Annotated in this window: 1 protein-coding gene and 1 pseudogene; both read left to right on the top strand. The window is 37.2% G+C overall.

What is annotated here, in order from left to right:
- Positions 1-1,139, top strand: a pseudogene (locus WBQ70_RS00850) (hypothetical protein); the annotation flags it as partial.
- 38 nt (positions 1,140-1,177) lie between these two features.
- Positions 1,178-7,671: beta strand repeat-containing protein (locus WBQ70_RS00845; RefSeq protein WP_423909239.1), on the top strand; the 6,494-nt coding region annotated here is incomplete at its 3' end.

The raw sequence follows: 7,671 nt of genomic DNA, 5'->3' as shown, positions 1-7,671 counted from the left end.
CTGGAATCACAACGGACAAATTAGCTGATGATGCCGTAACAACAATAAAGATAGTAGATGATGCCGTAAATTCAGCAAAAATTGAAAATGAGTCCATTTTATCAGTAGATATTAAAGATGGCGAAGTAAAAACGACTGATATAGCCGATAAAAATGTAACCGTAGAGAAAATTAACAATGGGGCTGCTTATCAGGTGTTAAGAACGGATTCTTCCGGAACTGGGGTAGAGTGGGGTGCTTTGATAAGTGCTAATACAAATAATTTAATTGTACCTGATGGAACTGATTACGGAGCGTTTATTGACGCGGCTACAATCAAAGCTAATGAAACAGTAACCACGCTAGCGGGAACATTGGCTACGGGTAATTCAATAGGAACATACACTAATGAAGCAGCTGCCGCAGTTACTATTAATGAAACCGTAACAGCAATTAGTGGTGCATTAACCACAGGTCATAATATTGGTTCGTACGAAAATGAAGCGGGTACTACTGTTGATTTAAAAGAAACAGTAACAAAAATAGCGCAGAATAATACTACTGGTGTTATTAGGTATTTTGATGAAAACGGTGAAGCAGATGAAGATGTAAATACTTCGGATCTACTTAATGTGATAAGCGCAAATCCAAACAATGCTGTTAAAGTAGGAACGGATGGTGGTGCTTATATCAATTCGATTACTAAAGTGGTTTATAGTGCTGAGTATGCAGGAGGAGTATTAATGGCAGATGGTTCTAATAATACCGGTGTTATGACTTCTGATAATACTGGGGCGCCTGATTGGATGAATTTCTACCAATGGTCTAGTGGTCAAACTGATGTTCAAGATTACGATGTTATTTTACGTTTTACAGTACCCAATGACTTTGTGAGTTGGGATACAATCCCTATACAAATTTTCTATCAAGCCGATGCTGGAACTAATCTTTCAATAAATGTTTATGATTCTAGTGGTGGAGTTTTGCAAACATTAGGAACTAATACTTCGGCTACTTGGGCAAATGCAGATATTACTGCTGTTACAGCGCTTACAGCGGGATCTACGGGGATAATTGTAATGAAATTATCAAGCAAAGCCAGTGGTACTATTGGTGATAAAATACGCATAGGTGATATTATTCTTAATTATAAAAAATAAAAGAGTAAACTACTTAAAAATACATAAAATCTGAGATTATGATGAATAACTACATGCGTACCTTCTATATGCTTGCATTATTTTTATTGGCATGTAATGCAAATGCACTTAACATAACGGTTACTACTACTGCAGACTCTGGAGCAGGAAGTTTGCGTCAAGCAATACTGGATGTCAATGCTGCCGGAGCAGGACCGCATAACATTACTTTTGATGTTAGTTTAACAGGTCAAACGATAAACAGTTTGACTAATCTACCCGCTATAACCGTATCAGGTGTTACTCTTAATGGTGATATTAATAATGATAACGTTCCTGATATAACTATTGATGCAGGTACAGGAAACAACGCAGCGGTTATTCTACAAGGAACGGCAGCCGCCAATAATACCACTATAAAAGGATTTATTTTACAAGATACGGGTAATGTACCCATCTATTTCTCGGCTACGGTCTCTGGAATTACAATTCAGGATATAGTAATAAAGCATACCGATGGAAATTTAATCGACAGAGCTATTCTTTTTCAAGCCAATGTTAGTAATTTAACGATTACTAATATAACAGTAAGTCAAATTCAAGCCGGACAGTTTGCTTTATATGTAATTGGAACAACCACAAATGCAGTAATTGATAATTTTGATGTTTCCGATTGCGGAAGCGTAAACATGTTATTAAGATTTGGAGGAGTGACAAACACGGTAACCATTAAAAATTCAACATTAGATTTAGACAATTTAACCTCTGGTGATGATGGAAATTACGGTGTCTTTTTTGACAGTACTACCACAGATATCATCCTTACTGATGTAAATGTATTGAATTGTGATGTGGCAGGACTTTACTTTGCTTTAGCATCGACTGGAGTTACTATCACGCGCTACACTTTTACTACTGGTGGGGCTGGATCGTCAGCTATTGGGATTAGATTTGCAAATACAGCTAATACAGTAACAATAGATACTGCAACTATTAGTTTAAATGTAGCCTCGCTCAGTAATGATGGTGATAATGGGATGCTTTTTAGTGGTAATGCAACCAATGTAACTATAAAAAACACAGCCATTCATGATGCTCAAAGTATTGCAATTCGTTTTAATGGTACTGCTACAACATTAAGTATTACAGATACTACTATTGATAACCTAGAAGGACTTACAACTTCTTATGGAATTTATATTACTGGGGTTTCATCTGGGGTTACCTTAACAAATGTCACTGTGGATGGCGCAATGGCTGCAGCAGGTAACGATGCGGATTATGGGGTTTATTTTATTGGAAATGCTTCGAATATTACAATAAACAATTTGAAAATTTTAAATTATGATGTTTATGGTCTTGCATTTAATGGAACAAGTAATACAGTAAATATTACTGATTTCACCTTTATTAATGGAAGAGGTGGAACAGGAACTCAAGCTATGCGTTTTAATGGTGCGGGGACAGGAATCACAATGAATAACATTTTATTAGATATGGATAATACTTCTAGTACAAATGATGGAGATCTGGGTATTTATTTTTTAAGTAGTGCTGCGACTGTAAATATAAATAACGTTACTATTCATGATGCTGAAAATGCTGGAATTTTTGTTGCCTTAGCTACAACCGATTTTACAATAACAAATGGAGTTTTGGATAGTTTTGATAGTACAGACGGAGCTAGAATGATTTGGTTTAATGCTAATACTACCAATATTACCCTGACTGATGTCACTATGGATTGTGATATTACGGGAACTACAAATGACGCTGATCACGGACTTTATTTCAATTCTACACTTTCCAATAATGTCAAATTAACTAGAGTCACTGTGAATGAAGCGGATCTTATTGGTATTGCTTTTTTTAATGCTAATGACTGTATTATTGATAATTGTACTATTACCAATTCAGGGGATGGGATAAATATTTCTGGAACTACATCACGCGCTCGTAATGAAATAAAAAATTCAACTATTGATGCATCCACACGAGTAGCTATGGCAATTACGACAGATAACGCAACAAATGAATTTAATATTCACAACAATACTTTTTCTAATACTACAGGTACTACAGGAAGAGGGGTTTGGCTTTACAATATTGGCGGCGTAAAAAACATACAAATCACCAATAACATTTTTAGTAATAACTCCGGTGAAGCCATTTATAATGAAAAAGCGGATGGAGTACTTTATTCTCAAAACAGCTACTTTAATAATGCCAAAGGCGGTATTGATAATGTTGCTGCTGATGGAAATAATGGGTTAGAGAAAAGTACAAGCAAAGTAATTACAATTTTATCTTCAAAAAATGGGACAGTAGCAGGTACGTATGACGTGACTTTTAGTGTGCCTTCATTTTGTACCAACTGTACTGTTGAGTTTTATGGAAATCTTCCCGCTGATATTAAAAACAACGGTCGTACCTATGTGCAAACTGAAACCGCACTTGCAGCAGGGACTTATACCCGAACTTTAACCTATGCAGGAGATGCCACAGGATATTGGACAGCAACTTTAAGAGATATGTCTCAAAACGGATCGGTGTCCGAGTTTAGTGATTCCGCAGTCATACAAATCAAAGGACCTGCAGGAGTTATTAACGGGCTTGGTGCTTGGTGGCGAGCGGATCGCAATGCAACTACCGCAACTTGGGATGATTATAGTGGTAACGGACATAATATGGTAAATAATGGAGTTGTTACGGCAAATACCAATACCGCTAACTTTAACCCAGCAATGAGTTTTAGTGGTTCTTATTACGATTACAATAACAATCCAATTTTTGCTGCTCCAGTAAACTATGATAATGTGTATGTTTTTGCGGTAGGAATTCCTAAAGACGGAAGCCTTTTGTCAATTATGGGCGAGCGTTCAACTTCAGGAACCAATGATTTTCGTTTTTATAAAGCTACTGATGAATCAATACAATTTGGCGCACCATCAAATTACCAACAAATTACAGCAAATTATAAAACCCTAGGTGGTTTTGCGAACGTGCCGAATCTTTTTGGAGCCAAAAAATCACCTACTTCACTTACGTCCCTTTTACAGGGTAAAGAAGTGGGTACGCCAGTTACAGGGGCTTTTGTATCCTATTCTTCTACAGGACTATATAATTATGTGGGTGCAGTACCAGGTAGCGGCTCAACAGGAAATTCTGAAATAGCAGAGTTAATTGTGTATCAAAATGCAACAGCAATTACGGCTCTCGAAATTCAAAAAGTAAATTCGTATTTAGCACTTAAATATGGTATTTCGTTAGATCAAACCACTCCTACGGATTACTTAGCTTCGGATGGAGTTACTAAAATGTGGAATGCTACAACGAATGCTTTGTATTCCAAAGATATTGCAGGTATCGGTCGTGATGATGCTTCAGCTTTGATACAAAAACAATCGGCTGCCGTAAATCCATCTGAGAATGTGACTATTGGTTTTGGGGGTATTGCTGCATCCAATGATAGTAATACAGCGACTTTTGCTGCTGATAAGACTTTCTTAGTTTGGGGTCACGATGCGGGTGCTCTTACTTTAAAAGCAACCGAGTTACCAGCTGGAGCTCTTGCAGAATTGCGATACAATAGAGAATGGAAAGTGCAGGAAACAGGAGGAAATGTTAATAATCTGACCCTACGTTTCAAAAACATTCCTACTTCAGTAACAAATTTAGAATTGTTTATTGATACGGATAACGATGGTGATTTTAGTACTGGAGCAGTAACGATCATCCCAGGAACATTAGTAGGAACAACGGTTACCTTTACGGGAATTGATTTAAACAATAATGATTCCTTTACTTTAGGGTATTCAGCCGTTTATCCAGGGGGAGTTTCAACAGGATCAATGGTTTGGTTAAAAGCGGATTCAGGTGTAGTGGGAACTACAGCAGTAACTTCTTGGGAGGATCAATCTGGGAATAATCGTAATGCTGATATTGCCGTTTCTGATCCAGAATTAGTGGCAGGAGTCTTAAATTACAATCCAGTAATTAATTTTGATGGTAACGATTATTTCCGTTTCACTAACAATTCTTTTGTAACGGGTTTTACAGCTGCGGAAGCCATTACAGTATTAAAAAGTAACGCAACAGGTGTTAATGCAGGGCATCCTTATGATTTTGGAGGAGATGTTCGTTCGTTTCATTACAAGCACACTACCGATAATATTTACCAAGGTTCATTTACGACTGATAATGTTGCTTTTAATCCATTATTGAATACACTTTATGCACCAAAAGCTGGAGTAGCCTCAGTAGTAGGTAGTTTTGCAGATCCTAATTTATGGAACATCTACGGTACGTATAGTGCCGCAGGAAATTACGGAATACAATTTAACGGTCAAACCAAAATAAGTTCGAGTACTAACGTTACAGGATTTAGTTTAACGGCTAATAAAGAAACAATTGGAGAAACAAACTCCTATTATTTTAGAGGGGATATTGGAGAAGTAATATTGTATAACAGAGTATTAACGAACTTAGAACGCCAACGCGTTAATTCCTATATCGCTATTAAATATGGTATCACTATAGACCAAACAACGCCTACAGATTATGTGGCATCCAATGGATCAACAAAATCATGGAATGCTACAACCAATGCAGCATACTCATTTGATATTACGGGTATTGGTCGTGATGATGCTACCGCTTTAAATCAAAAACAATCTAAATCGGTAAATGCAGATAATGTGGTGGCTATTGGTCTTGGAACCATTGCTACTGATAATGCTAGTAATTCAAATACATTTACTGCGGATAAAAACTTTTTGGTTTGGGGTAATGATAATGCGAGTCTTAGTTTGCAAACTACCGAAAGACCAACAGCAGCTTCTGTAAATACGATTTACCGTATGGGAAGAGAGTGGAAGGTTCAAGAAACAGGTCCTGATACGGGTCTTTTGTCTACTGCATTCAACAATATTCACCCGAGCGCTACCAGTATTGAATTGTATGTTGATACGGATGGTGATGGTAATTTTGCCAACGCTACCGTTATTACTGGAGGAACACTAGTTGGTAAAACAGTAACTTTTTCAGGGGTGAATTTAAAAAACAATGATTTATTTACGGTAGGTTATACTGTTCCTTTTCCAGGAGGGGTTACAGGCAGTTTAGCAGTATGGTTAAAAGCAGATTCGGATGTGGTAGGAACTACAGCAGTAACTTCTTGGGGAGATCAATCTACGAATGTTCATGATGCAGATATTGCAACTTCTGATCCAGCATTAGTAGAAGGTGCTTTAAACTACAATCCAGTAATCAATTTTGACGGAAACGATTCCTTCCGTTTCACTAATAATTCTTTTGTAACAGCTTATACAGCAGCCGAAGCCATTACAGTTGTAAAAACGAATGTAACAGGCGTGAGTTCAGGCCATCCTTATGATTTTGGGGGAAATAACCGTGGTTTTCATTATAGATGGAGTGATAATAATATTTATCAAAGTTCTTTTACTACTGATCGTATAGGTTTTAACCCACTTACAAATACAATAGGTGATGCTAAAACAGGAGCAGTAGCAGCTGTAGGTAGTCTTGTAGATCCTGCTTTATGGAACATCTACGGTACCCATAGTGCCGCAGGTAATTATGGAATCCAGTTTAATGGTCAAGCCAAAATAAGTACCAGCACTAATGTTACAGGATTTAATTTAATAGCCAGTAAAGAAACAATTGGAGCAACAGATACCTACTTTTTTAATGGGGATATTGGTGAAGTGATATTGTATAGTAGGGTTTTAACTAATTTAGAGCGCCAACGTGTGAATTCATACACGGCTTTAAAATATGGTATTACTCTAGATCAAACCGTTCCTTATGATTATTTAGCTTCCAATGGGACTAAAACATGGGATGCAACCGCCAATGCAGCCTATAAAAATAATATTGCAGGTATTGGTCGCGATGATTTATCCGCTTTAAACCAAAAACAATCTCGTTCTATCAATTCAGATGTTTTAGTGAGTATAGGATTAGGAAGTATTGCAACTACAAATAAGTTGAATGCCAATACATTTGCTACTGACAAAAGTTTCTTAGTTTGGGGTAATGACAACGCAAGTATTGAATTACAAACGACTGAACGTCCAACAGCAGCCAATGCCGTTTACCGCATGGGTAGAGAGTGGAAAGTACAAGAAACAGGTGGAGATACGGGTCTTGTATCTATTACTATGGACAATGTACATCCAAGTGCTACCAATATCGAATTGTATGTAGATATTGATGGGGATGGCGATTTTACCAATGCATCCGTTATTACGGGAGGTACGCTAGTAGGTAAAACGGTAACTTTTTCTGGGGTGAATTTAAAAAACAATGATTTGTTTACCATAGGATATACTGCTATTTTCCCTGGTGGAGTACCTACTAATCTAGGATTGTGGTTAAAAGCGGATGCAGGAACAGGAGGAGTGAATCAAGATGATGGAGTTGGAGTTTGGACGGATCAATCGCCAAAACAAATAAATGCAGCGGCAGTAGGAGATCCTACATTCGATCTTACGAATGGAACCAATTTTAATCCAACAATTTATCACGATGG

It is taken from the genome of Flavobacterium sp., from assembly GCF_049590715.1.
Taxonomy (GTDB): domain Bacteria; phylum Bacteroidota; class Bacteroidia; order Flavobacteriales; family Flavobacteriaceae; genus Flavobacterium.
The sequence above is the reverse complement of the archived record's forward strand: the minus strand, read 5'-3'. Positions and strand labels throughout refer to the sequence as shown.